A 25,138-nucleotide genomic window follows, 5' to 3' on the forward strand; every position below is an offset into this window, starting at 1 on the left:
GGCGGTAAACATTTGCGCCGAACTTGCTCTAGGGTTACGGATCCGGCCTCGGCCGCAACTCCGCCCCGCGGATCCGCCAGCCGCCAGGCGACAGCGGCACGCCACATGCGTGCATGCCGCAGCCCGCCTGGACACTTGCCGCAGCCGGCTGCAGCACGACGCGTCTCGCAATACGCGAATCGTCATCCACGCACCGCCGGGCGCTATCATTGCAGGCGGCGCGGCGCGCCTGCCTGGAAACGGGCGGCCGTACGCCCTCATGCTCGGTTCGCCGAGCCCCCCCGGACATTCAAAGGAGCCCGCATGGAGGGTGCAAGCGTACTGTGGCTGGCCATGATCTACCTGACCGCCGGGGTCATCGCCGTGCCCCTGGCGCAGCGGCTGGGCCTGGGCTCGGTGCTGGGCTATATCGTCGCCGGAGTGGTCATAGGGCCATTTGCGCTGCACCTGGTGGGCGACCAGACCGGAATCAGGCATTTCGCCGAATACGGCGTGGTCATCATGTTGTTCCTGATCGGCCTGGAAGTGCGCCCCTCGCTGCTCTGGAGCATGCGCGCTGCATTCTTCGGCCTGGGAACCAGCCAGGTAGTCGCCACCGGTCTGGCGCTGGCCGGGTCCGCCATGCTCTTCGGCCTGCAGTGGCGCCAAGCCCTGGCGCTGGGCTTCATCCTGTCGCTTTCGTCCACGGCGATCGTGCTGCAGATCTTCGAGGAAAAAGGGCTGCAGCACACCAGGGCGGGCAGCGCGAGTTTCGGCATCCTGCTGTTCCAGGACGTGTCCACGATCCCGATGTTCGCCGCCCTGCCGCTGCTGACGCTGCAGGCCGCCGCCCTGCCCGCCGCGCAAACCGGCGACGGCGCGGGCCTGCTCGATCGCTATCCCGGATGGGTGCACGCGCTGGCGGTGCTGGCCGCAGTCGCCCTGGTGATCGCGGCAGGCCGCTACCTGGCACGGCCTGCCTTCCGCTATATCGCACGCACGCGCTCGCGTGATATTTTCACCGCCGCTGCGCTGCTGCTGGTCATTGCGGTGACGCTGCTGATGCAGGCCGTAGGCCTGTCGCCCGCGCTCGGCGCGTTTCTGGCCGGCATGGTGATGGCCGACAGCGAATTCCGGCGCGAGCTGGAAGGCGACATCGAGCCCTTCCGCGGGCTGCTGCTGGGGCTGTTCTTCATATCCATAGGCGCGGGCATGGATCTCGGCGTACTGACGGCCCGGCCGCTGGCCGTGGCCGGCTGCGTGCTCGGGCTGGTGGCGATCAAGGCTGTGGTGGCGTTCTGCGTGGCGCGCGTGTTCCGGCTGGACGGCCGCGCCGCGGGCCTGACCGCCGTGGCGCTCGCCCAGGGAGGCGAATTCGCCTTCGTGCTGCTGGGCATCGCCGCGGCCTCGGGCATCCTGTCGTCCGAGCTGGCCGCGCTGGCGACCGTCACCGTTGCGATTTCCATGGCGCTGACTCCGGTGCTGCTGATTCTGTACGAACGGCGCTGCTCGGCCGACCTGTCGTCGGCCCCGCAACCGGAAAACGAGGCCTTCGACGAAGCTCCCGACGTCATCGTCGCCGGCTTCGGGCGCTTCGGCCAGATCGCGGCGCGCCTGCTGGTGGTCAATGGCTTCAAGACGTCCACCCTGGAGGCCAGCGCCGAACAGGTGGAACTGGTGCGCCGCTTCGGCCGCCGCGTGTATTACGGCGACGCGACCCGCCCGGATCTGCTGCAGGCCGCCGGCGCGGCGCGCGCCAAAGTTTTGCTGGTGGCCATCGACGATCGCGACCAGGCCGAAAAACTGGTCGAACTGGCACACACGCACTTCCCGAACCTGAAGATTCTCGCCCGCGCCTATGACCGCAGGCACGCCTACCGCCTGCTGGACCAGGGGGCCGACGTGGTCGAGCGCGAGACCTTCGAGGCCGGCCTGACCCTGGGCGCGGAGGCCCTCAAGGCCTTGGGATTCAAGGGCATGCAGGCGGCCCGCGCCGCGCGCCTGTTCCGGCGCCACGACGAAAACATGTTCCAGGCCCTGGCCCCCGTCTGGCGCGACGAAGAACGCTTCATGATAGCCAGCCGCGAAAGCAGCGAACGCATGAACGACCTGCTGGCCGCCGACATCCGCAACATGCTGCAGGAATCCGCCGCCAAAGAGGCGGCCTCCGGAGAGCCGCAGGCGGCCGAAAGCCGTCCCTAGCATCCCGCCCGCGCCATGGCCGCTTACGGCATCGGCGCGGCGGAATGGCCAGCCGCTATTTGGTGGCCGGGACGGCCACTCCGGTCTCGGCCTTGGCCGACAGTACGGGCTTCTCGAAGGGCCCGCCCGGCAGCGCGCCGGGCTGCGGCAAGGTGTCGAAGGATTCGCCGCCGTCCACCGAGGGCGCCGGCACCATCCTGGGCGCATGCCATTTGCCCGCGTTGCGGGTCCATAGCCAGTAGTCCTGCCGTGGGCCCGCGCCGCGTCCCGCTACATAGAGCGTATCGCCTATGGTGCGCAAAGCCGGCGCCGACACGATCCCCGACCCGAGGCTGGTGACTGCGGCGCCTTCCAGCAGCCATATCGAGCCGCGTTCACGCGCCAGCGCCGCGACCGCCACGCCGCCCGCCGGGCTCAGGCCTATGGCCGGGCGCCCCACATAAGAAACGCCGAGATCCACTGGAGGCCCCCAGGGCTGGTCCGGCGTGCCGGGACGCGACTGGGTCAGGACCAGCATGTGGCCGGAGCGGCCGTCGCGTGCATAGAGCTGTATGAGCCCGCGGGCGTTGCGCTGCGCCGCCAGGCCGCCCGAAGTATGGCGGTCGCCGCGTTCGATGCGCTCGCCGGCCAGCGGGGCCGATACCGTCACGCCGCGGATGCGGCTCCAGGCAGCCCAGCGTCCGCTGCCGTCCTGCTCTTGCCAGGTGGTCCAGAGCCCGCCCTTCCTGTCGGAAGCGAAGACGGCCGGATCGCCCTTGGCGTCCAGCGCCAGCGCCGCGTCCGTCACGGCATCGGCCAGCGCGGGGAGTTTGCTCCAGTGCCAGGATGTCGTATCGCCGGTCTGCTGCCGCAGCGCGTAGTGGAATACCCCGTCGTAGCCCATGGCCAGCAAGGTGTTGCGGCCGGCGGCGCTGCGCGCCACCAGGGGAAGGTCGACGACGCGCGGCCCCAGCACCGCCTGCCAGGCGGCCCAATGTCCGCCGGCCGGCCGCGACCGGGTCCACAGGCGCCCGTTGGCGCTGCGTACCAGTATCTCGACGTCGCCGTCGAGCCGGTTGAAGGCCGTGGAACGCCCGGCCACGCGCCCGCCCAGGGCAAGCCAGTGTCCCAGGCGCGAGTCGCGCACATTGGCGGCCGAATTGATTTCCCCCGTGGCGCACAACAGATAGCCTCCTGTGGGTTCCGCGGCCAGGGCCGGCGCCAGGGTGTGGCGGATCACGTAATAGGTACGCCCCACCCAGGACAAGGCCGGGCCCAGGGGCTCTTTGCACTCTGCAGGCCCTTTGGGGCAATAGCGGTAATCGTCCCAGGCATAGTGGCGGAAGGCGCCGGTCTTGCCGGCGACCTCGGCCAGGGTCAGGTTGCGGTGGCGCTCCTGCGTCGGGTAGTCGACATAGGCGATTTCGGCATAATTGCCCGGCACCTGAGCCATGGCGTCGCGCGCCAGGCGGGCGCTGGCGATATGGTCGGGATGGTCGTGGCCCACGCAGCGCCAGCACAGGCGCGTATACGGAATCGACACGGTGTCGTCCATGTGGCGGATGTCGGTGGGCCGATAGGCGCGGATGATCGCCGCCAGCGTGTCCACCAGTCCTGCCCGGTCATAGGTCTCCACATAGGGGCCGAGCGACTGCGCGGTCGCGCCCGGGACGGATTCGGCGCGGCTTAGCGGAGTCAGGCTGCCCCAGCCCTTGCCCAGCCACGGATCCTTCAGGCGCATGTAGATCATCGTGACGCGCGGGTCGCCATTCAGCACGACATGCGCCAGGTGCCGGCCGTCCAGTTGCACAACGTCCTCGGTCCAGCTGTTCGGGGTGCCTGCGATATAGGAGTAGGCGGCGCGCACGCCGCGGGCGCGGCCCATCATGTAGCCTATGCCCTCGCCGCGTTCGGCCGCGGTCAGGTAGACCACCTGCACGCAACCGCCGGAGCGGATGGTCGACTGGATGTCGGGGTTCATGAACAGCAGATCGTCGTCCTGGTGGGCGACGAACACCAGATCCCTGATGCCGTGGCAATCAGCGGCGGCCGGGGCCGCCTGGGCGGATATGTGGATACAGCCACAGACCAGCGCGCTGCACCATGCAGCGAGCCATCGTTGAACGTTCACAGGAATCCTCTGCGATAAATCGGGCCCGAAGCTTGCGGCGCTGCGGGCGGGCGCGGCTACGCCCCGCCGCAAGGCGCGTTCGCCCGTCAAGGAAAACGCGAAGGCTGAAATTTTATGCCTATCCGCCGCGATGGGTAACTAAATGAACCAGGCTTGTCGTTCGAATACCCGATCCGGGCGAAAAAACAACAAATCTCGTCCCTGCATGCTCGCGCGGCAGCGTGAGCGCGAGGATGCTGGCCTCGCGCGAGACGCAACCCAGGAGCCCGAGCATCCCGGGCCGGGCCATAGGGCTTGTTGCAAAGGCAAGCCTCAGCGCGGCAGGGGCCGCACCTGCGCCTCGGGCGTGCCGGACCAACTCAATTGATAAGCTGCAGCGCGGCGCACATTGCCGACCAGGGCGGGACGAAAGCATGCGAGATTGACGCCGCCGGACTGCCGCACGCTGGGATAGACAATACCCATGGAACCGAGTTCCAGCAGGGATTCCGCCAGCGCCTGGGAAGCAATGTAACTGCCGGGATCCAGGCAATCGGCAAAAGCCGGATCGTCGCGGATGTCGTGGAATTCGCTGCTGAAGTCCGCCAGCAGCGCCTGGTAGCTGACCGAGTCGTGGAAATAATCGATTTCCTGGTATTCCACCGTCTTGTGGAAGATGACTTCGGCCAGGGCCGTTTCGATTTCGAAGGAACAGTACCAGCAGCCCCGGTCGCCGCCGTTGAAGCGGCTGCCTTCGGGGCGCGGATAGGTGTAGGCGGCGTTGATGATGCGGAAATTCGGCACGCCGAAGACCAGTTCGTCCACGCCTATGCCAGGCAGGCCGCCGCGCTCGCCCGCCAGGCGCGCATTGGTGGCGTTGTCCAGGTCGAACAGATCGGCCAGGTGCGCCGCGTCTTCGGACAGGGGCTCGAGCACCGAATCTTCCAGGTCGGCGAAACGCGACGGCAGCAGCCGGCAGGTGTCGAAACGGCGCAGCAGGACGGTGGGCGGCGTATGCATCGCGGCGGCGGGCAAGGCTTTACAAGCCGCCGCGGCGCGCGTCCAGCAGCTTGCGCACCATTTGCATGGCCAGTATGCCGCCTTCCTGCATATAGGCCAGCGGCGTCTTGCCGGCAAAGACCGCATTGCGGTTCGGCAAATTGACCCAGCGGTCGGCCAGGTCGTCGCCGTAAAGAATGTGCAGCGCCTTGTAGATGCCGATCAGGTAGGAAATGCGGGTGATGCGATCGACCTCGAGCACGCGCGCCGGCTTTTTCTTCCATTCGTAGAAGGCGCTAGACGACAGGCCGCCCAGCAGGATGCAGGCGTCCTCGTCGCGCAGCGACCAGGCCCGCGCCAGCTTGAAAAACCCCTTGAGCGCGGATGCCGACAGGCGTTCGCGCGCTTCGCGGGTATTGAGGTCTATTACCCTGGCCGGCTCGAACCGGCTGACCGGGTAGGCATAGGCAAGGTTCATGATGCGTTCTCCGTATATGGGTATTTTACACTCCTTATCCGGAGAAATACAGTGCGGGGCCAGCCCGGCACGAGCAGGATCACGGCCGAGCCAGGGCCACGACTCCGGCAATGATCACCGCGCAGCCCAGCAGCCGCCCAGGGCCGACCTTTTCCTTGAGGATCAGGAAGCCCGCCAGCGTGCCTATCATCAGCGACATCTCGCGCAAGGGCGCGATCTGGCTTACTTCCCCGCCCTGGCGCAGCGCGTACAGCACCAGGATATAGGCCATCGGGGACAACAAGCCCACCAGGACGGCAGGCAGCCATCTGCCGCGCATGCGCTCCCAGTACAGGCGGCGCCGCACCCAGGCGTCGGGCGCCATCATCATCGTGATCACCATGCCGGTGCACCAGTCGAGCACTACCGGCGAGACGCGCAGGTTCTTGACGCTATAGGCGTCGGAAACCGTGTAGCAGGCGATCAGCACGCCCACCAGCAGGCCCCAGCGCACGCCCACCCAGGCGCGCGGCTGCTTGAAGATGCGCCAGCGGCCTTGCGTGGCGATGAGCAGCACGCCGCCCACCACGCAGAACATGCCCAGCACCTTGTTCGCCGAAGGAGTATCGCCCAGCCACAAATAAGCCCCGACGCTGGCCAGCAAAGGCCCGGTCCCGCGCGCTATCGGATACACCACGGACAGATCGCCCACCTGGTAGCCGCGCTGCAGGCAGAGTCCGTAGGCCAGGTGGATGACGGCACTGAGGACAATAAAACCGATAGCCGCGACGCTCCAGGTGGTGCCGCCCGTCCACAATTCGTACGCCACCCAGGGGGCGAGCAGCAGCGTCGAGCAAAGCCGGTAGCCGAGCACGAACGCGGCGCCCGCCGGAGCCGCCCGCTTGGACAGCAGATTCCATGTCGCGTGGAATACCGCCGACAGGAAAATCAGCGCGAAGACCTGGACGGACATGCCGCGGCGGGCCCGGTGCCGCTACAGTATTTCTTGCAGCACGTCCGCGGGGCGGCACAGCCGCGTGCCGCGCGCCGTCACGACGAAAGGACGATTGATCAGTATGGGATGCTCGAGCATGGCCGCAAGCAGGCGCTCATCGTCCACCGCAGGGTCGTCCAGCTTCAGTTCCTGGTAGAGCGCCTCTTTGCTGCGCACCGCCTGGCGCACGGTAAGCCCGGAATCGGCGATCAGGCGCAGCAGTTCGTCGCGGCTCGGGGGCGTTTTCAGGTATTCGATGATTTCGGGGTTTTCGCCGCGGTCCTGGAGCGTTTGCAGGACGGTGCGCGAGGTTCCGCAGCGCGGATTATGGTAGATGCGGGTCATGTAGGCTCGAAGTCGGAGGATTATGCTTGTCGGATAGACAATGTATCAAAAACAATAGGCAATAGGCCCAAAAGCGCGCCGTCGCGCAGGCGGCGGCTCGCCGGCAGCCCGACTCGCCGGCGCTTCGCCTGGCCGTCTTGCGTGGCCTTTCATAGTATCCCAATCCCGCGCCCTGCATCTGTGCATGTGCTTCGGCGCGACACGCGGCCGGCCGGGCAATGCACATGCGGGTGCGCGAGCGCGGGGCTGTACCTATCGGCATGCCGGCACGCCTTTTGCCGCGGCGCGGGCCGGCGCGCGTGGTTTGCCGCCCGCGCCCGCTCCCTGTTAAAGTGAGCGGTGCCCTCTTTCGACCACGCCCATGACTTCGATGTACTCGTTCTCGGCGCTTTCGCTCACGGGCGAAACAATAGACCTTGCGCGCTGGCGCGGCCAGGTGGCGCTGCTCGTGAATGTCGCTTCGCACTGCGGCTTCACGCCGCAATACGAAGGCCTGCAGGCCCTGTACCGCGACTATCACGAACGCGGCTTCACCCTTCTGGCCTTTCCGTGCAACCAGTTCGGCCGGCAAGAGCCCGGCGATGCCGACGCCATAGCCAGCTTTTGCGCCAACAACTATGCCGTGAGCTTTCCCTTGTTCGCCAAGATCGAGGTCAACGGCCCGCAAGCCCATCCGCTCTTCAAATGGCTCGAACGCGACAAGCCCGGCATTTTCGGCACGCGCCGCATCAAATGGAACTTCACCAAATTCCTGGTGGGCCGCGACGGGCAGCCCATCCGGCGCTATGGCTCGAGGACGCGGCCCGACAGCCTGCGCCACGCCATAGAACGGGCATTGGCAGCTACCCCGGCAGATGCCGAAACCGGCGCGACACCGGGCTGACCGCCGCCGATCGAGCCGCCCGCCACGCAATGCACAAGCACGCCCGCCACTAGGACACCGCACATGAGCCCGACCGACACAAGATTCACAACAACGAGCCCACTAATGTCTGCCTTCCTGTCTTGCGCCCGCCCGGGCCGCTGGTTGCTGGCTGTCGCGGCCGTGGGCGCGCTGGCCGGCTGCGGCGGCGGCCCGGCCAGCAATATATCCCTGATTCCCGGCAACCAGATCGAGGCGCAAAGCCGCCGCGACGGGCTGTTCACACAACCGGTCAAGTGGGAACACACCAAGCCGGGCTGCCACGGCCAATGCCCCAGCATCAAGCTCGATTCCCTGGCGTTTCCGAGTGTGCAGCGCCTGACGCAACTGGTGGATCACGCCCTGGCCACGATGACCGGCGTCAACCCGCAGCGCATTCCTCCCTATTCCACGATAGCGGGCTACGAAGAGTATTTCTGGAAGACCGCCGCGCCGCGCGATTCCACGCAGCTCCTGGCCAAGGCGCGCTATCGCAGCAAATACCTGACCGTTATCGAGCTGGACACATACCAGTATTTCACCGGTGCAGCGCATGGGGTTTCCGCCACCCAATTCCTGAATTGGGACAATAATCGCCAGACTGTCCTTAGCCTGGACCAGGTGCTGCTGCCGGGCCAGCGCCAGGCCTATGTGGCCGCGCTGCGCGCCGCCCACAAGCGCTGGCTCGCCGGCAACCCCGACGCGCGCCGCGATCCTGCCAGCTACGACAGGTTGTGGCCGTTCCAGCCCAGCGACAATTTTGCGTTCACCGACGACGGGCTGGTGGTGAAATACGATTCCTACCAGATCGCGCCCTATTCGGCAGGCCAGCCCGAACTACGCATCCCCTACGCGGAACTGGCCGGCATCCTCAAGCCCGAATACCTGCCGACCGCGTCCCACTGAGGCCGGCCCGCCCAGCCAGCCCCAGTGCCGGGGTCAGTGCGCTACCGGCTGGCTGTTATTGTCTTCGGAATTGAAATATTTGGCCGTCGAGCCGCCCGAGTCGCCGCCAGGGGCGGCTTGCTGTGCGGACGGGGCTTCCCGCCCAGCCGCGCCGGTGCCGGATGTCGCCGGCCCGGGAGCCGCTGTGTCGGGCGTGACCGCCGCGCCTCCCGGTACAGTGGTGGCGCCCGCCTCTCCGCCTGCTCCGGGAGCCCCCGCGCCGGGGGCTTGTCCGGCCACGTCGTGGGCATGCTGCGCCGCGCGCTCGGCCAGCGTCTTCTGTATGAGCGCATGCAGCTTGTCGGCCAGTTTTTCGTGCTTGCCCAGGCGCGCCCAGTCGGCAGCGTCATGGCCGCCCATGTTCTGCACGATAGGCACCGCCCCCTGGTCCAGTAGGTATTGCACCACCGGCTGACTGCCGGAAAAGGCAGCCATCATGAGCGCCGTCGTGCCGTCCGGAGACGGCGCGTCGATGATCGCATGATGCGCCACCAGCATCTGCACCGTATCCAGATGCCCTTTCGAGGCGGCGTACTGCAAGGGAGTCCAACCCAGCCGGTTGACCTTGGCGCCGCGCGCGATCAATGCCTCGGCGCGCCGGGTCTGGCCTACCACCGACAAGTACATCAACGGGGTTTCATTGTTGACGTTGGTGACATTGACCTTGGTGCGGCTGTCGGCGGCCAGCACGTCGTACACGTGCCAGGCCCCGTCGCGCACCGCCTGCATGATGGAGGGCTGCCCCTTGCCGTTGACGACGTTGGGGTCCGCTCCCTGCACGAGCAGGGCCTTGATGTCGTCCGCACGGTCATTGGTGATATCGACCCACCAGTTTGCTGGGGCCGCCGCATGCGCCGCAGCGCACAAGGCCAGGCCCGCGCAAACCAGCATGGCCTTGCGCCATCCGGTTTTAGCTATCGCAGCATACGAATTTCTATAAATATTCATATTAATCAATGTGATATTAAACATATTTAATCTGAATTATTTAAAGTAAATTGTCTAAAGTTAATTATGATTCGTGCACATTCTATGAACTAATTTACTTTAGTTAATCTCTCTATCTTGCTGAATAATTTGAAAAAATTATCCGTAGAATACTGAGCCACCTGGCTCGCGGCTATCCCTCGCAATTCGGCGATTTTTTCGGCCACATGCACCACTTTCGAGGGGTCATTGAGCTTGCCGCGATGCGGGACAGGGGCCAGGTACGGGGAATCCGTTTCGATCAGCAGCCGCTCCAGCGGCAGCTTGCGGGCGACATCCTGCAGCGCTACGGCGTTCTTGAACGTCACAATGCCCGACAGCGAGATATAGAAGTTCATGTCCATGGCGGCTTGCGCCACCTCCCAGCTTTCGGTGAAGCAATGCATCACCCCGCCGCAGTGCTCTGCGCCCTCTTCCTGCATGATGCGCAGGGTATCGGCGCTGGCCGAGCGGGTATGGATGATGAGCGGCAGGCCGCTTTGGCGCGCGGCCCGGATATGCGTGCGAAAACGCTCGCGCTGCCATTCCAGCGGCTCGGCCAGGCGGAAGTAATCCAGCCCCGTTTCCCCGATCGCCACGACCTTGGGCGTAAGCGACAGGCGCAGCAGCTCATCGAGCGTGGGCTCGGGTATGTCTTCGTAGTCCGGATGCACCCCCACCGAGGCATGCAGTTGCGGATGCGCGTCGACGATCTCCATCAGCCCGGGCCAATCGTCCAGGTTGACGCTGACCACCAAGGCATGCCCGACGTCGTTGCGCTGCATGCGGTCCAGGATATCCGGCAGGTCGCGCGCAAGGTCGGGAAAATTCAGATGGCAATGGGAATCGACGTACATACTAGGCTCGGAAAATAAGGGAATGCGGCCCGGCTGGCGCGGTATTTGAAGCAGGAAGGCGCCGGACGGCCCCGGCCGCTGCGGCCGCCTGCAAGACACCGGGAAGCCGGCCCAGCGTTGCCGCGGCGGCATCCCGGCCACATCCTGCGAGTTTAACCCGCCGGCTGTTTCAGGCGCCCGGCGCGCAGGCCTGCGCCACGCGCTGCAGCACGGCGTGCGCGAACAGCTTGCCGTTCAGCGGGTGTCCTGCCAGTGCGCGCTGCTGGCCGAGCCATTTGCCGGTTTCGCCCAGGTTCGCCAGGCTCGCGCGGCCGGCCGCCAGGCGTATGTTCTTTTCCGCTTGCGGAAAATAGCGCAAGGGCGCGGACGAGGCCGCCAGCAGCAAGTCCAGGAACAGGCGCTGCAGCGCATCGAGCCAGACGGCGGGCGATTCTTTTTCGAGCTGGTCGGCCATCCCGCCTATATCGGGCGCCAGGCCTTGCGCCAGTGACGATAGCAGGCCGTCGAGCCATGGCGGGCAGGCGGCCGCGCGGCTGCGCGAGAGCTCCAGCGCGGCCAGGGGCGCGCCGCCGGCCGCCGCCAGCCAGGGCTCGGGCTGCGTAACGCCCTGCCCGGCAAGCCAGGCCAGCGCCTCGTCGCGGCCGGGAACGGCCAGGGGCAGGCGCCGGCAGCGCGACACCAGGGTAGGCAGCAAGCGGTCGGGCGCATCGGCGACCAGCAGGAACACCGTATGATCCGGAGGCTCCTCCAGCACCTTGAGCAAGGCATTGGCCGAGATCGCGTTCAGCGCCTGGGCCGGATACAGCACCGCGACGCGCCAGCCGCCCCGGTGCGTCGCAGTATTGAACCAGGAACCCAGGGCGCGCAACTGGTCGACGCGGATATCGCGCGACGGTGCGGCCTTGGTAGCCGTGGCGGTTTCTTCTTCGGCCTCGCCGCCCTCTTCCACGGCGACCGCATCGGGGCGGATACGGCGCAGATCGGGATGATTGCCGGCCGCCACCCACAGGCAGGCCGAGCAGTGCCCGCAAGCCAGCCCGTCCTGCGGCGCTTCGCACAGCAGGCTGGCGGCGCCGGCCAGCGCGAACTGCCGCTTGCCCGTGCCGGCCAGCCCATGGATCAGCCACGCGTGCGAAAAGCGTTCTCTGCTGCCCAGCCAGGCGCGCGCCGTGTCGGCTTGCCACGGCAAGAAGGCGGAAATCTCACTCATGGGAGGTTCCGCCGCCCGATGACGGGGGGCGTCCTGGATCCTGCCAGGCCTGCAGCAAGTCGTTCAAGTCATCGGCCAGACCGCTGCGCACCGCCTCGATGGGGCGGGTGGAATCGACGATCCGGATGCGTTGCGGGCACTGGCGGGCGCGTTCGTGATAGGCCTTGCGCGTGCGTTCGAAAAAGGCGCCGTTCTCGCGTTCGAAGCGATCGGGCTCACGCATGCCGGCGAGCCGGCCGCGCGCGACTTCCAGCGGCACATCGAACAGCCAGGTGCGGTCCGGCTGCAGTCCGGGATGGACCCATTGTTCCAGCACGCGGATCGGCTCTGCGCCCAGTTCCCGGCCGCCGCCCTGATAGGCATAGGTGGCGTCGGTATAGCGGTCGCACACCACCCAGTCGCCGCGCGCCAGCGCCGGTTCGATGACTTGTTCTATATGCTCGCAGCGCGCGGCAAACATCAGCAAGGTCTCGGTCCTGAGATGCATGGGCCGTTCCAGCATGATCGCGCGCAGCGCCTCGCCCAGCGCGGTGCCGCCGGGCTCGCGAGTGGCCAGGACCGACACCCCGCGGCCGCGGATCTCGTCGACCAGCCACTGCACGTGGGTGCTCTTGCCCGCGCCGTCCAGGCCTTCCAGCGTGATGAAACAGCCGCGTCGTTTCTGCATCAGCGATCGGTCCTCAATATATATTTGGACACTGCCCTATTATGCTCGGGCAGGCTCTCGGAAAACTCGCTGGTGCCGTCGCCGCGCGACACGAAGTACAGATATTTGCTCACTTCGGGTTGTACCGCCGCCAGCAGCGAGGCGCGGCTCGGGCTGCAGATGGGCGTAGGCGGCAGGCCCGCCCGCGTGTAGGTGTTCCAGGGCGTGTCGGCGCTCAAGTCGCCCTTGTGCAGCCTGCCCTGGTAGGCCGCGCCCAGCCCGTAGATCACGGTGGGGTCGGTCTGCAAAGGCATGTTCAGGCGCAGCCGGTTCATGAACACGCCGGCGATGCGCCTGCGGTCTGCGCCGTTGGCGGTTTCTTTCTCGATGATGGATGCCAGGATCAAGGCCTGGTAGGGAGTCTGGATCGCCAGGCCCGGATCGCGCTTTTCCCATACCGAGGCCAGCAGTTGCTGCTGCGCCTTGTAGGCGCGGCGCAGGATGTCGAAATCGCTGGAATCGGGCACGAACACATAGGTGTCGGGAAAGAACAGGCCTTCGGGGCTGCTTTCCGTGGCGCCCAGGCGCTTGAGCAGGTCCGCGTCGGAAACGTCCTGCAGGGTCTGGCGGATCTGCGGGTTGTCGCGCAGGGCCTGGCGGATGCGCTGGTAGGTCCAGCCCTCGACCAGGGTGATGCGGGTCTGGGTCATTTCGCCGCTGGCCATGCGATGCAAGAGCGTCAGCGGCGTATCGCCGGGCTCGGTCTCGTATGCGCCCGCCTTGATCAGCTTGTCGCTGCCGCTGGCGCGCGCGAGCCAGATGAAGGCTTCTTCGTTGATGCGTATGCCGGCCTTGCGCATGGCCTGGGCCACCGTGCGCGGCCGGCTGCCGACCTCGACCAGATAGTCGATGCGCGGCGCCGCGAGTTCCACCGGGCTGTGCGCCCAGTGCCATGCCGCCCAGCCGCCGGCGCCCGCCAGCAGTACGCAGACCAGCAGCATGTAGAGGAATATCGATACGACTTTCTTCATTATCTCAAGTGTAGCCGAGCGGCGCCTGCCGCCCTGCGCCGCGTCCCCAGGGGGCGAGGCCTGTTCATACGTCTTAAAAGAGGAGCCGCAGCGGCTGGCGCGCAAGCGCCAGGCCGGGCATGGAGAACCCAGGTCTTCCGACCGGAGCCGGCGCCGGGCATGGGGTCATGGCAGCAGCGATCCAGCAAGCCCGCTATCATAATCGCTGTACTTGTTTATGTCTCTGTGATGCGCACCCCATGTCTGCCGATCTGATATCCTCTGCTGCGAACCCAGCCGGCGCCGCGAGCCCGGTCCCCTATTTCTGTGCGCGACTGCGCGACCTGGCCCTGATCGAAATCGCCGGCGCGGACGCTGTTTCTTTCATGCATGGCCAGCTCACCCAGGACGTGGCCGGCCTGCCCGCCGGCCAGGCGGCGCTGGCAGGCTACTGCACGCCCAAGGGACGCCTGCTGGCCACCATGGTCCTGTGGCACGCGCCGGCGGGCACAGAAGCGCCCGCCCTGTATGCACTGGTCAAGGCCGACATCGCCCAGGCCCTGGTCAAGCGCCTGTCCATGTATGTGCTGCGGGCCAAGGCCAAATTGCGCCTGCTGGACGCGCCGATCGCCGGCCTGGCCCCCCGCACCGACGATAACCCTCTGCCGCTGCCCGATGCCGGTTCGACGCGGCAGGCCGCATTGCCGCCCGGCGCAGCCCTGGCCGAGCTGCCTGCAGATCCGCAAGCCTGGACGCTGGTTTCCACCGGCGCGGGCGTTTTCATCGCCGCGCCGAAGGCGCCGGGTTGCGGCCCGCGCTGGTGGTGGATAGGCGCCGCGGCGGCGCCGGGCGGCGCGGACGCGAACCGGGCGCAAGGCGAGGCGGCCGCCGATGACGGAACAACCGCGGATACCGGCACGGACGCGCAGGCCGAGGCCTGGCGTGCCCTGGACATCGCGGCGGGGCTGCCGTGGGTTTCGGCCGCCACCCAGGATTTGTTCATACCCCAGACCCTGAACCTGGACCTGATAGGCGGCGTCAATTTCACCAAGGGCTGTTATCCGGGCCAGGAAATCGTCGCGCGCAGCCATTACCGGGGCACGGTCAAGCGGCGCATGGCCGGCGGCGTGATCGACGCCGCCATCCCGGCGGCCGCACAATTGGCCGGCCGCGACACCTATGACGCCGGCCGCCCCGACAGCCCCAGCGGCCGCGTGATCGACGCCGCGGCCAGCGCCGGCAAGACGATGCTGCTGATGGAAGTGCAACTGGGCGACCTGGCCGGCGCCGCCTACAGGCTGGGCGCCGCCGATGGCCCGGAGATCGCGCTGCAGGCGCTGCCCTACGAAATCAGCCCCGCCGCGCAAGCAGACGCCTGATACCAATCGGCTTTCAAAGAGATAAGAATCCCTTGTATGAATTCTTATATTTTCGATTGCAGATGCGTATGAGGACGCCCGCCCGCATGCGCGGGCCGGGCACAGGGCTTATTTCTTGTACAGCTTCAGGATGCTCGAGAAATCCAGCGGCCCGTTGCCCTGGGCGCTGTGCAGCGAATACAGGTTGCGCGCCAATTCGCCCAGCGGCGTCGAGGCGCGCGAGTGCAACGCCGCCTCGGCCGCCAGCCCCAGGTCCTTGAGCATCAAGTCCACGCCGAAGCCGCCCGCGTAGCCCTTGGATGCGGGAGCGTGATCCATGACGCCGGGCCAGGGGTTGTAGAGCTCGGTGGCCCAATTGCGCCCCGAACTCTTGGAAATGATGTCCGACAGGACTTTGGGATCCAGGCCGCTGGCCGCGCCCAGGGCCAGCGCCTCGGCGGTGCCGGCCATCAGGATGCCGAGCAGCATGTTGTTGCAGATCTTGGCCACCTGGCCGGCCCCCGCCGAACCGGCGTGGAAGATGTTCTTGCCCATTTTCTCGAGATAGGGCCGCGCGGCCTCCAGCGCCTCGGCTTCGCCGCCGACAATGAACGTCAGGGTACCGGCGGCCGCACCGCCGGTGCCGCCCGAGACCGGCGCATCGATCATGCGGATGCCGCGCGCGGCCGCAGCCTGCGCCACCTTGCGCGCCGATTCCGCGGCAATGGTGCTGCACTCGATTACCAGGGTCGACTGCGCGATGTGCGCAAGCAGCTCGGTTTCACCCAGGTACAAGCCTTCCACGTGGCGGCTGGCCGGCAGCATGGATATGGCCACGTCGGCCCCCTGCACCGCCGCGCGCGCGTCCGGGGCGGCTTGCGCGCCGGCGTCGGTCAGCACCTTGACGGCGGCGGGCACCAGATCGAACACCACCAGATCATGGCCGGCCTTGAGCAGATTGAGCGCCATAGGGCTGCCCATATGGCCCAAGCCTATGAAAGCGATACGACTCATGTTGTCTCCTTGTGTGTAAAACAATAATTGCGTCGCGCGCTCGAGGCCTCATGAGCCCTTGGGCGCGTCTCGAATTCCCTATGCCTGGGAGGGCTGGCCCGCCGCTACAGGCTTGCCCGGCGTCACGCCAGTCCTGCCAGAGGATGCGCCTGCCGCGCCGGCCAGGGCGCCTTGAAAAAACGTTCCACCCACGCCGGCGTGGCATCGGCCAGCGTGGCGGGATTCCATTTCGGGTTCTTGTCCTTGTCGATCAGCAGCGCGCGTATGCCTTCGCGGAAATCGCCCTCGACGCCGCAATGCAGCGACACGATGTATTCCTGGCGGAAAGCATCGGCCAGCGACAGCAGCCGGGTACGGCGCAGCAGCTCGAAACACAGCCGCGCCGAGCCCGGCGAGCCGGCCCGGTGGGTTGCCGATGCGCGCTGCAGCCACGGGTCGTCGCAGGCTTGCAGGGCGGCGATGTATGCGCTGATCGCCTGCAGGTCGGCGCCGTCGCAGCCATCGTTGATGGCGGCATAGTGGCGTTGCAGCGGCCCTGGATCCGGCGCCGCCAGGCCCGCGCCTGCCTCGCGCAGCAGGCGGCGCAGCAGTATGTCGGAGGCCTCGCGATCTTCCGGCCACGCCTGCGCCTTCAATTGTTCCAGCAAGCCCGGCCAGGACGCAGCGGCCAGCACGTAGTCGGCCAGGCCCAGCATGCGCAAGTCGCCGGCCCCCAGTTGCGCGCCGCTCAGGGCCAGGAAATTGCCGATGCCGCGCGGCATGCGGCTCAGCATCCAGGTGCCGCCCACGTCGGGGAACAGGCCGATGGTGATTTCGGGCATCGCGAAACGCGTCGTTTCCGTAACCACGCGATGGCTGGCCCCCATCATCAGGCCGACGCCGCCGCCCATGACGATGCCGCTGCCCCAGCACAGCACAGGCTTGGAATAGGTATGGATGTGGTAGTCGAGCCGGTACTCGACCTCGAAGAAGCGCCGCGCATAGGCGTTGTCCCAGGCGCCGCCGGTATTTTCCTGCATGGCCTTGTACAGCCCGTGCAGGTCGCCGCCGGCGCAAAACGCCTTGTCGCCTGCTCCGGCCAGCACTACCAGCGCAATGGCGGCATCGTTTTCCCAGAGCGTGAGCTGCTCTTGCAGCAGCTCGCACATCTCCAGGCTCAGGCCATTGAGCGTCTGCGGCCGGTTCAGCGTGGCCACCCCTATGCGCCGCTGGCCCGCGCAGGCCAGGACTTCGAACTGCACCGCGGCGTTCATCGGATGTCGGCTCCTTTTTCCAGGATCTGGCGCGCGACGATGACGCGCATGATTTCGTTGGTGCCTTCCAGGATCTGGTGCACGCGGCTGTCGCGCACCAGGCGTTCGAGCGGATAGTCCTTCAGGTAGCCGTAGCCGCCGTGAATCTGCTGGGCGTCCAGGCAGACCTGGAAGCCCAGGTCCGTGGCCAGCCGCTTGGCCATGGCGCAGTATGTGCCGGCCTGCGGATCCTGCTCGTCGAGCCTGGCGGCGGCCAGGCGCACCATCTGGCGCGCGGCGACGATGTGCGTCAGCATGTCGGCCAGCTTGAACTGCAGGGCCTGGAAATCCGCCAGCGCGTGCCCGAACTGGCGGCGCTCGCCCATGTAGCGGCGCGCCGCGTCGTAGGCCCCCTGGGCGGCGCCCACCGAGCAAGTGGCAATATTGATGCGTCCGCCGTCCAGCCCCTTCATGGCGAAGGTGAAGCCCTGCCCTTCGGCGCCCAGGAGATTTTCGGCCGGGACTTCGACGTTCTCGAAGCTGATGGGCCGCGTGGACTGGCTGTTCCAGCCCATTTTTTCTTCTTTGCGCCCATAGGTGATGCCGGGCAGGTCGGCCGGCACCGCAAGGGCCGAAATACCCTTGGGGCCGGCGCTGCCCGTACGCGCCATCACGACCAGTATGTCGGTATCCCCGGCCCCCGAGATAAAGGCCTTGGAGCCGTTCAGCACATACGCGCCGCCGCGCTTCTCGGCGCGCGTGACGAGCGAGGCGGCGTCCGAGCCCGAACCGGGCTCGGTCAGGCAATAAGAGGCGAGCTTCTCGCCCGCGCACAATTGCGGCCCCCAGGCCTGGCGCACGGACTCGGTGGCCCACGAACCTATCATCCAGGTGGCCATATTGTGTATGGTCAGGAAAGCGGTGGTCGAAGGATCGAAGGCCGCCATTTCCTCGAATACGAGCGTGGCGTCCAGCCGCGGCAGGCCCAGCCCGCCTATGGACTCGGGCGCATAGAGCGCGCAAAAACCCAGGGCCCCGGCCTGCGCGAAGGCCTCGCGCGGGAATATGCTTTCGGCATCCCAACGAGCGGCATTCGGCGCCAGCTCGCCGCTGGCGAATTCGCGGGCCGCCTGGACAAAGGCCTGCTGCTCGTCACTGAGGCGAAAATCCATGATTTGTCTCTTCCTTGTTCTGGATGGCCGCAACAACGCCCTCGAAGAACCCGCGGGCATCAGGCCACTGCGTTTTTACTATATCATTTGCGGCCCTTGCTTCCGGCCCGCTTATGGGCGGCGCGGCGCCGGCGCGATTCCAGCGGATCGAAATCCAGCGGCCGGTAGATTTCCAGGCGGTCTCCGTCCCGCAGCACATGGTCCGGCGCACAGGCGCGGCCATATATGCCGATAGCGGGATGCTTGCCGGGTTCTTGTCCCGGAAAGCGGCTGAAATATCCACTGGCGTCCAGCGCCTGGGCGGCCGTTGCTCCGGCCGGAAGATCGAGCGTCACGCGCCATGTTCTGTCGGGTTCGGCATACACGACTTCGACGGCGATCGAGGCCGCCGCCACGCCTGGATCAGCCATAGCAGGACTGCGCCCGCTGCGTGAAAGAGTCGATAAAGCTGCTGGCGATGCGGTTAAACACCGGGCCCACGACCGCCTCCAGCGCTCGGCTGGAAAACGCGTATTCCATGGTGTAGAGCACCTTGCAGGCGTTCTCGCCCAGGGCCTTGAATTCCCAGGTGCCCTTGAGCGCCGAGAAGGGGCCGTCGACCAGGTTGAAGGTGATCAGTTGCGGGTAATCGTGCTCGTTGCGGGTGCTGAACGACTGCTTGATGCCGGCAAAGCTGATGATGATCGAGGCCTGCATGCCATGCTCGTCGCGCGAACGCACCTGGGCGCCGCCGCACCACGGCATGAAGTCGGGGTATTTTTCCACATCGGCGACCAGGTCGAACATCTGTTCGCGGCTGTAGGGAACCAGGACGGAGCGTTGTACAGTGTGCATCGAGCAAGGTTAATGGATAGAATACTTTGATTTTACCGTAGCACCCCTACCATACATGAGCATAGTCGAGAACCGCAAGGCCAGCCACGATTACTTTATCGAAGACCGCTACGAGGCGGGACTCGTGCTGGAAGGCTGGGAAGTAAAAGCCATACGCGCTGGACACGTGCAGCTCAAGGAGAGCTACGTCATCGTGCGCGACGGCGAGTTGTGGATCATCGGCATGCACGTAAGCCCCCTGCCCACGGCCTCGACGCACATCCACCCGATGAACACCCGCAGCCGCAAGCTGCTGCTCAAGGCCGAAGAAATCAGCAAGCTCATCGGCAAGGTCGAGCAGCGCGGCTACACCCTGGTGCCGCTGAACCTGCACTACCGCAACGGCCGCGTCAAGCTGGATTTCGGCCTGGGCCGCGGCAAGAAGCTGCACGACAAGCGCGACACCGAACGCAACAAGGATTGGGCGCGCGAAAAAGAACGGCTCATGAAGCACGACACGCGCCGCCGCGACGACTGATATTCCCCGCGCGCCCACAGGCCTGAAACTTCACAGGCCGGATGTGCCGCCCCGCTCGTTCAAGCCACTTTCCCGCCGCCCTTGACCACCGCCATCGCAGTAGCGATCAGGCCACCCACGTCTGCCAGATTGGCAGGCAGTATCAGCGTATTGCCCTCGCGCGCGACATTGCCGAAGGCCTCGATGTACTGTTCCGCCACCTTGAGGTTCACGGCCTCGATGCCGCCGGGGTGGCCCACCGATTCGGCCACCAGCGTGATCGCCTTGGCCGTGGCCTCGGCCACCGCCAGGATTGCAGTGGCTTCGCCCTGCGCCTTGTTGATCTGGGCCTGCTTCTCGCCTTCCGAGCGCGCAATGTAAGCCTCGCGCTCTCCGGTGGCGATATTGATCTGTTCCTGGCGCCGCCCCTCGGAAGCCGCGATCAGCGCCCGCTTCTCGCGTTCGGCCGTGATCTGGGCCTGCATGGCGCGCAGGATCTCGGCCGGCGGGGTCAGGTCCTTGATCTCGTAGCGCAGCACCTTGACGCCCCAGTTCAGCGCCGCCTCGTCCAGGGCGGCGACTATGGTGCTGTTGATGATCTCGCGCTCTTCGAAGGTGCGGTCCAGTTCCATCTTGCCGATGACCGAGCGCAGCGTGGTCTGCGCCAGTTGCGTGATGGCCGAGATATAGTTCGACGAGCCGTACGAGGCCCGCATCGGATCGGTCACCTGGAAATACAGCACGGCGTCGACCTGGAGCTGGGTGTTGTCGCGCGTGATGCAGACCTGGCTGGGCACGTCCAGAGGAATCTCTTTGAGCGAGTGCTTGTACGCCACCCGCTCGATGAAGGGAATGACAAAGCCCGCGCCGGGCGACAGCGTGCGGTCGTACTTGCCCAGCCGTTCGATGACCCAGGCATGCTGCTGGGGCACGATGGCGATAGTCTTGACCACGACGACAAAGACCAGCACTACCAATACGATCAGGACCAGGGTGGAAATGTCGAGTTCCATGCTCATTACCTCCGTCAGCGGAGCGCGGCCGGCGCAATGCGCGCGCCGCGCCCGTATTCAATGCGTGGGATTCTCGGGGCTTACCAGCAGCGTGGCGCCCTGCAGGGCCACGATGCGATGCGGCCCCGCCTGCCGCGCCGCGCCCGCCTGCAGGCGGGCCTGCCAATATGCGCCGCGGTACCAGACCCGGGTGGTATTGTCATCGGACCACGATTGCACGTCCACCAACTGGCCGATGTCCAGGTTGACATTCTTGTTGCGCGAGGCGTCGACTTCCCGCTTCTTGAGCACACCGGTCTTGCGCAGGATGTACAGGCCGACCAGGGTCACCACCGCCACCGCCACGATCTGCATTGCCAATTCGGCGCCCAGCAGCGCCGCCACGCCGCCGGCAGCCAGGCCGAAGGCAAACAGCAGCAGATAGAACGTGCCAGTCATGGCCTCGCCGATCAGCGCCAGTATCGCGAACCCGAACCAGAACCACATTGCATCCCCCCGTGACTAGCCTTGCGCGGCCAAGCCCGTACGCGGCCCGCTCACCGATTGTACCCGCAGCCGGAGCCCGGATCCGGGCGCAACGCTATGCGTCGCCGCCCTCGTATATGGCGACGCTAGGAGCCTGGCCGGCGCGCATGACGCCGCGATACATCCCTTCGGTATTGAAGGGCATGGCCACGCGGCCGGCTGCATCGACGGCGATCAGCCCGCCCTGCCCGCCGATGCGCGGCAGCTTGTCGTGGATGACGCTGCCGGCCGCAGCCGCGAGCCCGGCTCCGGCATATTCCATCTGCGCCGAAACGTCGTAGGCGGCCACCATGCGTATGAACATTTCCCCCGTGCCCGTGGTGGAGACGGCGCAGGTATGGTTATTGGCGTAGCAGCCCGCGCCGATGAGCGGCGAATCGCCCACGCGCCCAGGCTGCTTATTGGTCATGCCGCCGGTGGACGTGGCGGCCGCCAGATTGCCGCGGGCATCCAGCGCGACGGCGCCGACGGTGCCGAGCTTGCGATCTTCGTCCAGCGGCGGACCGCCCGCCCCGCTGCCGGCGGAGGCCCGGAAAGACAGGGGATCGCGCGCCGCCGCGGATTGAGCGTCGTGGTCCAGCATGACCCGATCGGCGCCTTGGCGCCGCACGCGCTCGAGCTGCTCGCGCCGTGCCGCGGTCGAGAAAAAAGCAGGGTCCACCATTTCCAGCCCCTGGCCGCGCGCGTAGGCTTCGGCGCCCGCGCCGATGAACAACACATGCTGGCTGCGTTCCATGACGGCGCGAGCGGCCAGCACCGGATTGCGCACCGTGCGCACGCCGGCCACCGCCCCGCTGCACAAGGTGGCGCCGTCCATGACGGCCGCGTCCAGTTCATGTCCGCCATCGCTGGTGAACACTGCGCCTCGTCCTGCGTTGAACAAGGGGCATTCTTCCAGCAGGCGCACCGCCTCGGTGACCGCGTCCAGGGCCGTGCCGCCGGCTTCCAGGATGCGGCAGCCGCCGCGCAGGACCGCGCGCAGCGCCTCTTCATATTCGTTGCGCGCCTTGTCGGACAGGAGCACGCGCGACAACGCGCCCGCGCCGCCGTGTATCGCCAGGACCGGCGCGAACGGGCTCGGCCCGGCCTTTTGCTGTTTCGTCATTTTTGTTTCGTCATTGTGTCGGTGCTCATGCAGATTAATTTACATTAAATATCAATCCTGGCCGCGATAGGCTCCTATACTTTTCGGCAGGCTTTTCCAACCAATTTCCTCATCCTACCCAAGGAGCCGCCGTGTCCCTCCAACGCACCCTGAATCTCCGTCCCGTCTGCTGCGCCGCCCTGTTGCTGTTTGGCGCCGCGACGCTTGCCCAGGCGCAACTGCTGGATTCCGTCAAAGGCGCGCTCGGCGGCCAGCATGGCTCCAGCTCATCGGGCAGTTCTGCCGGCGGCGCTTCGATGCTGGGCGGATTGGGCGGCAGCCTGGGCGGCCAGTCCATGCCGTCCCTGAGTTCCGTGGGCACCGGCAACATCACGGGGGTGCTTACGTACTGCGCCAAGAACAATTACCTCGGCGGCGATGCCTCCGGCGTACAAAACAAGCTCCTGGGCCAGCTCGGCGGCGCCAAGTCGGCCCAGTCCGACCCGGGCTACCAGCAGGGCCTGAACGGCATACTGGGCGGCAAGAGCGGCCAGAAGGTCGATCTGGGCGGAGGCGGCCTCAAGCAGCAAATCACCGACAAGGTCTGCGACCAGGTCTTGCAGTACGGCAAATCGCTGCTGTAGTCCCGCCGCCGGCGGCTGGGGCCGGCTCGATCAAGTCAGCTCGAAGCCTTCCAGTTCCAGCAGCGCCAGCTTGCGCTCCAGGCCGCCGGTATAGCCGGTGAGCCGGCCCGAATGCGACAGCACGCGGTGGCAGGGAATGATGATGGTGACCGGATTGCGCCCGACGGCGGTGCCCACCGGGCGGCCGTGCTGCGGCGACAAACCCGCGACGCGCGCCACATCGCCGTAGGACACCGCCTTGCCGTACGGGATGCTTAGCAGCGCATCCCATACGCGTTTCTGGAAATCGGTGCCCGACACGGCCAGCGGCACGTCGAAGTTCCTGCGGCGTCCGGCAAAATACTCGTCGAGCTCGCGCGCCGTCGCATCGAACAGGGCCGCCGCGGCGGGCGGCGTATCCGCCTGCAGCAGGCGCAACGCTTGCTCCTTCTTGCCGCCGCCCTGCTTGCGCGCCGGCGCCTCGTCGAACAAGCCCCTGCCCGCGCCGGGGCGAGCCCTGAAGCTGCGTATGGGGCGGCCGTCCAGATCGCCGAAGGACGGCCCTCCCTTTGCGGGCGCGACCGCCGGCAGGCCGTCGACGACGGGGCAATCGGATTGGCCGATGAAATACAGGCCGGCAAGCCCGGCCCCATTCGAGCACAGCAATATGGGCCCCAGAGGCGAGCTGAGCTGCGCATGAAACATATGAAGCTTCTCCGTTATGAATGCGGGCCGCAGCGCCACGCTACGAAAACCCTTGCCGCACGCGGCGCCGCGGCTTGCGCAGCGGCGCGTCCGTCAATGCAGCTTGACGCGCGGCGCGCCGCGCTTGAGCAGCAGTCTCCCGATGGCCAGCATCGCCGTGCGCACTGCCCCGAGCAAGGCGAAATGGTGCATCAGGTGCAGGCTCATGTACATGAAGCGCGCAAACAGGCCTTCGATGAACAGGCCTTTGCCGGTCAGCACCCCCATGAGATTGCCCACTACACGATTATGCCCCAGCGATACCAGCGAGCCGTAGTCCTTGTAGCGGTAGGCGCGTTCGTCTCGCGGCAGGTCGGCGCCGCGGATGCGCGCCGACAACTCGTTCAGCAGGAAGTCCGCCTGCTGGTGGGCGGCCTGGGCACGGGCCGGCACGAACCGGCCCTCGTCGCCCCAGGCAAGCTCGACACAGTCGCCCAGGGCAAAGACCGCAGGGTCGCTGGTGCGCAAGGCCGCATCGACCACGATCTGGTGGCGCGCATTGGTGCGCAGGCCCAGGTCGCTCAGGAACGCCGGGGCCTCGATGCCCGCAGCCCAGACGCACAGGTCGGCCGGGTAATCTCGGCCCTCGCTGTCGGACAGCCCGTCGGCGCGGACCGCGGCAATGCGCACCCCCGTGCGCACCTCGATGCCGCGCTGCGTCAGCAGGCGATGGGCGGCCGTCGAGATCTTTTCCGGTAGCGCCGACAGAATACGCGGCGCGCCTTCCAGCAAGGTGATGTGCAAGTCGCGGGCCGGGTCGAAGTCGGCCAGGCCGTAAGTCGCCACGTCGGCGCAGGATTGGGCGAGCTCGGCCGCCAGCTCCACGCCCGTGGCGCCCGCCCCGACAATGGCTATGTTCAGCCCTTTGCCGCTGCCGTGTGCATGCGCGAGCGCGCGCAGCAGCTTGAGCCGGAATTTCTCGGCCTGGGCGGTGGAATCGATCGCCAGTGCGAACTGGCTCGCGCCTGGAGTGTTGAAGAAATTCGACTTGCTGCCCACCGCCAGCACCAGGGTATCGTAGGCCAGGTCGCGCGGCGGATACAGCTCTTCGCCCTGCGCATCGCGCACCGCCGCGAGGTGTATGCAATGGGCTTGCAGATCGGCGCCCAGCATCTCGCCGCGCACGAACTTGAAGCCGCGGCTCTTGCCCAGCATGAAGTACGACAGCCCTTCGCGGTGTATGTCCAGTGTGCCCGCCGCCACCTCATGCAGCGAGGGTTTCCAGATGTGGAACGCGGCCAGGTCGACCAATGTGACGCAGCGCGGCCCGAAGCGCGAGCCCAGCTTGGCAGCCAGTTCCAGCCCCCCGGCCCCGCCTCCGACGATCACTACCCGGTGCGTATGTGCTTGCATATGCCAGACTCCCAGAGCGAACCGCGAAGGAAAAGCCGCCGGCCGGCCGCGGCAAGCGGCCTACGCCAGGCGGCGCACGGCGACCGGCCG

The 25,138-nt window shown here is 66.6% G+C and carries 26 protein-coding genes; 6 read left to right on the forward strand and 20 right to left on the reverse strand.

Going from position 1 to position 25,138, the window contains the following annotated elements:
- Positions 1-303: 303 nt before the first annotated feature.
- Positions 304-2,181 (forward strand): monovalent cation:proton antiporter-2 (CPA2) family protein, encoded by a 1,878-nt coding sequence (locus KVP10_RS01660; protein WP_217962721.1) that lies wholly within the window; start codon positions 304-306, stop codon positions 2,179-2,181.
- 55 nt (positions 2,182-2,236) lie between these two features.
- Here the strand turns inward: KVP10_RS01660 and KVP10_RS01665 are convergent, their stop codons facing one another.
- From KVP10_RS01665 to arsC, 5 genes are all read right to left on the reverse strand, one after another.
- Entirely contained in the window at positions 2,237-4,291 is a 2,055-nt protein-coding gene (locus tag KVP10_RS01665; protein WP_217962722.1) for a DUF8189 domain-containing protein, read from the reverse strand.
- A 312-nt stretch (positions 4,292-4,603) separates the two neighbouring features.
- Positions 4,604-5,290, reverse strand: a complete 687-nt coding sequence (locus tag KVP10_RS01670; protein WP_217962723.1) for an RES family NAD+ phosphorylase — start codon at positions 5,288-5,290, stop codon at positions 4,604-4,606.
- Positions 5,291-5,309: 19 nt separating this feature from the next.
- Positions 5,310-5,747, reverse strand: a complete 438-nt coding sequence (locus KVP10_RS01675) for an MbcA/ParS/Xre antitoxin family protein (RefSeq protein ID WP_217962724.1) — start codon at positions 5,745-5,747, stop codon at positions 5,310-5,312.
- Positions 5,748-5,826: 79 nt separating this feature from the next.
- Positions 5,827-6,699, reverse strand: coding sequence for a DMT family transporter (locus KVP10_RS01680; RefSeq protein ID WP_217962725.1), 873 nt, complete (start codon positions 6,697-6,699; stop codon positions 5,827-5,829).
- A 21-nt stretch (positions 6,700-6,720) separates the two neighbouring features.
- On the reverse strand, positions 6,721-7,065 hold the full coding sequence (arsC, locus tag KVP10_RS01685) for an arsenate reductase (glutaredoxin) (RefSeq protein ID WP_217962726.1): 345 nt from the start codon (positions 7,063-7,065) through the stop codon (positions 6,721-6,723).
- A 361-nt stretch (positions 7,066-7,426) separates the two neighbouring features.
- Here arsC and KVP10_RS01690 point away from each other — a divergent pair, with 361 nt between their 5' ends.
- On the forward strand, positions 7,427-7,948 hold the full coding sequence (locus KVP10_RS01690) for a glutathione peroxidase (RefSeq protein WP_217962727.1): 522 nt from the start codon (positions 7,427-7,429) through the stop codon (positions 7,946-7,948).
- Between the two features lie 105 nt (positions 7,949-8,053).
- Complete coding sequence (locus tag KVP10_RS01695; RefSeq protein ID WP_217962728.1) at positions 8,054-8,872, forward strand: RsiV family protein; 819 nt, start codon at positions 8,054-8,056, stop codon at positions 8,870-8,872.
- Between the two features lie 33 nt (positions 8,873-8,905).
- Here the strand turns inward: KVP10_RS01695 and KVP10_RS01700 are convergent, their stop codons facing one another.
- The 5 genes from KVP10_RS01700 to mltG all read right to left on the reverse strand — a co-directional run bounded on the left by KVP10_RS01700 (position 8,906) and on the right by mltG (position 13,621).
- A complete protein-coding gene (locus KVP10_RS01700) occupies positions 8,906-9,859 on the reverse strand; it encodes an ankyrin repeat domain-containing protein (protein WP_217962729.1) in 954 nt (317 codons plus the stop codon).
- Positions 9,860-9,948: 89 nt separating this feature from the next.
- Positions 9,949-10,734, reverse strand: coding sequence for a TatD family hydrolase (locus KVP10_RS01705; protein WP_217962730.1), 786 nt, complete (start codon positions 10,732-10,734; stop codon positions 9,949-9,951).
- A gap of 169 nt (positions 10,735-10,903) precedes the next feature.
- Positions 10,904-11,944, reverse strand: a complete 1,041-nt coding sequence (gene holB, locus KVP10_RS01710; protein ID WP_217962731.1) for a DNA polymerase III subunit delta' — start codon at positions 11,942-11,944, stop codon at positions 10,904-10,906.
- Positions 11,937-12,611, reverse strand: a complete 675-nt coding sequence (gene tmk, locus KVP10_RS01715; protein WP_217962732.1) for a dTMP kinase — start codon at positions 12,609-12,611, stop codon at positions 11,937-11,939. Before tmk ends, holB begins: the two co-directional genes overlap by 8 nt.
- Positions 12,611-13,621 carry an endolytic transglycosylase MltG gene (gene mltG / locus KVP10_RS01720; protein ID WP_217962733.1) on the reverse strand — a complete coding sequence of 337 codons (1,011 nt, stop codon included), beginning with the start codon at positions 13,619-13,621 and terminating at the stop codon, positions 12,611-12,613. The genes tmk and mltG overlap by 1 nt, the downstream gene beginning before the upstream one ends.
- Before the next feature lie 239 nt (positions 13,622-13,860).
- On the opposite strand from mltG, the gene ygfZ reads away from it, so the two are divergent.
- Positions 13,861-14,979, forward strand: a complete 1,119-nt coding sequence (gene ygfZ, locus KVP10_RS01725; protein ID WP_217962734.1) for a CAF17-like 4Fe-4S cluster assembly/insertion protein YgfZ — start codon at positions 13,861-13,863, stop codon at positions 14,977-14,979.
- 108 nt (positions 14,980-15,087) lie between these two features.
- Here the strand turns inward: ygfZ and mmsB are convergent, their stop codons facing one another.
- The 5 genes from mmsB to KVP10_RS01750 form a co-directional block, all read right to left on the reverse strand.
- Positions 15,088-15,972 (reverse strand): 3-hydroxyisobutyrate dehydrogenase, encoded by an 885-nt coding sequence (gene mmsB, locus KVP10_RS01730; RefSeq protein ID WP_217962735.1) that lies wholly within the window; start codon positions 15,970-15,972, stop codon positions 15,088-15,090.
- Between the two features lie 122 nt (positions 15,973-16,094).
- Positions 16,095-17,225 (reverse strand): enoyl-CoA hydratase/isomerase family protein, encoded by a 1,131-nt coding sequence (locus KVP10_RS01735; RefSeq protein WP_217962736.1) that lies wholly within the window; start codon positions 17,223-17,225, stop codon positions 16,095-16,097.
- A complete protein-coding gene (locus tag KVP10_RS01740) occupies positions 17,222-18,376 on the reverse strand; it encodes an acyl-CoA dehydrogenase family protein (protein ID WP_217962737.1) in 1,155 nt (384 codons plus the stop codon). The genes KVP10_RS01735 and KVP10_RS01740 overlap by 4 nt, the downstream gene beginning before the upstream one ends.
- An 83-nt stretch (positions 18,377-18,459) precedes the next feature.
- A complete protein-coding gene (locus KVP10_RS01745; protein WP_217962738.1) occupies positions 18,460-18,786 on the reverse strand; it encodes an RnfH family protein in 327 nt (108 codons plus the stop codon).
- Positions 18,779-19,210, reverse strand: a complete 432-nt coding sequence (locus KVP10_RS01750) for a type II toxin-antitoxin system RatA family toxin (protein WP_217962739.1) — start codon at positions 19,208-19,210, stop codon at positions 18,779-18,781. The genes KVP10_RS01745 and KVP10_RS01750 overlap by 8 nt, the downstream gene beginning before the upstream one ends.
- A 55-nt stretch (positions 19,211-19,265) precedes the next feature.
- On the opposite strand from KVP10_RS01750, the gene smpB reads away from it, so the two are divergent.
- Positions 19,266-19,727, forward strand: a complete 462-nt coding sequence (gene smpB / locus KVP10_RS01755) for an SsrA-binding protein SmpB (RefSeq protein WP_217962740.1) — start codon at positions 19,266-19,268, stop codon at positions 19,725-19,727.
- Between the two features lie 59 nt (positions 19,728-19,786).
- Here smpB and KVP10_RS01760 read toward each other — a convergent pair whose 3' ends face one another.
- From KVP10_RS01760 to KVP10_RS01770, 3 genes are all read right to left on the reverse strand, one after another.
- Positions 19,787-20,719: an SPFH domain-containing protein gene (locus tag KVP10_RS01760; RefSeq protein WP_217962741.1), complete on the reverse strand. Its 933-nt coding sequence runs from the start codon at positions 20,717-20,719 to the stop codon at positions 19,787-19,789.
- A 57-nt stretch (positions 20,720-20,776) separates the two neighbouring features.
- Entirely contained in the window at positions 20,777-21,205 is a 429-nt protein-coding gene (locus KVP10_RS01765; RefSeq protein ID WP_217962742.1) for an NfeD family protein, read from the reverse strand.
- Between the two features lie 94 nt (positions 21,206-21,299).
- Positions 21,300-22,349, reverse strand: a complete 1,050-nt coding sequence (locus KVP10_RS01770; RefSeq protein ID WP_217962743.1) for an isoaspartyl peptidase/L-asparaginase family protein — start codon at positions 22,347-22,349, stop codon at positions 21,300-21,302.
- A 131-nt stretch (positions 22,350-22,480) separates the two neighbouring features.
- On the opposite strand from KVP10_RS01770, the gene KVP10_RS01775 reads away from it, so the two are divergent.
- Positions 22,481-22,972: a DUF2501 domain-containing protein gene (locus tag KVP10_RS01775; protein ID WP_343218674.1), complete on the forward strand. Its 492-nt coding sequence runs from the start codon at positions 22,481-22,483 to the stop codon at positions 22,970-22,972.
- A gap of 30 nt (positions 22,973-23,002) precedes the next feature.
- Here KVP10_RS01775 and KVP10_RS01780 read toward each other — a convergent pair whose 3' ends face one another.
- The gene (locus tag KVP10_RS01780) at positions 23,003-23,656 is read right to left on the reverse strand and encodes a methylated-DNA--[protein]-cysteine S-methyltransferase (protein ID WP_217962744.1); all 654 of its coding nucleotides are present in this window, start codon (positions 23,654-23,656) and stop codon (positions 23,003-23,005) included.
- Positions 23,657-23,749: 93 nt separating this feature from the next.
- Complete coding sequence (locus KVP10_RS01785) at positions 23,750-25,048, reverse strand: NAD(P)/FAD-dependent oxidoreductase (protein WP_217962745.1); 1,299 nt, start codon at positions 25,046-25,048, stop codon at positions 23,750-23,752.
- Between the last annotated feature and the right edge of the window lie 90 nt (positions 25,049-25,138).

It is taken from the genome of Candidimonas humi (genome assembly GCF_019166065.1).
GTDB lineage: Bacteria > Pseudomonadota > Gammaproteobacteria > Burkholderiales > Burkholderiaceae_B > Candidimonas > Candidimonas humi.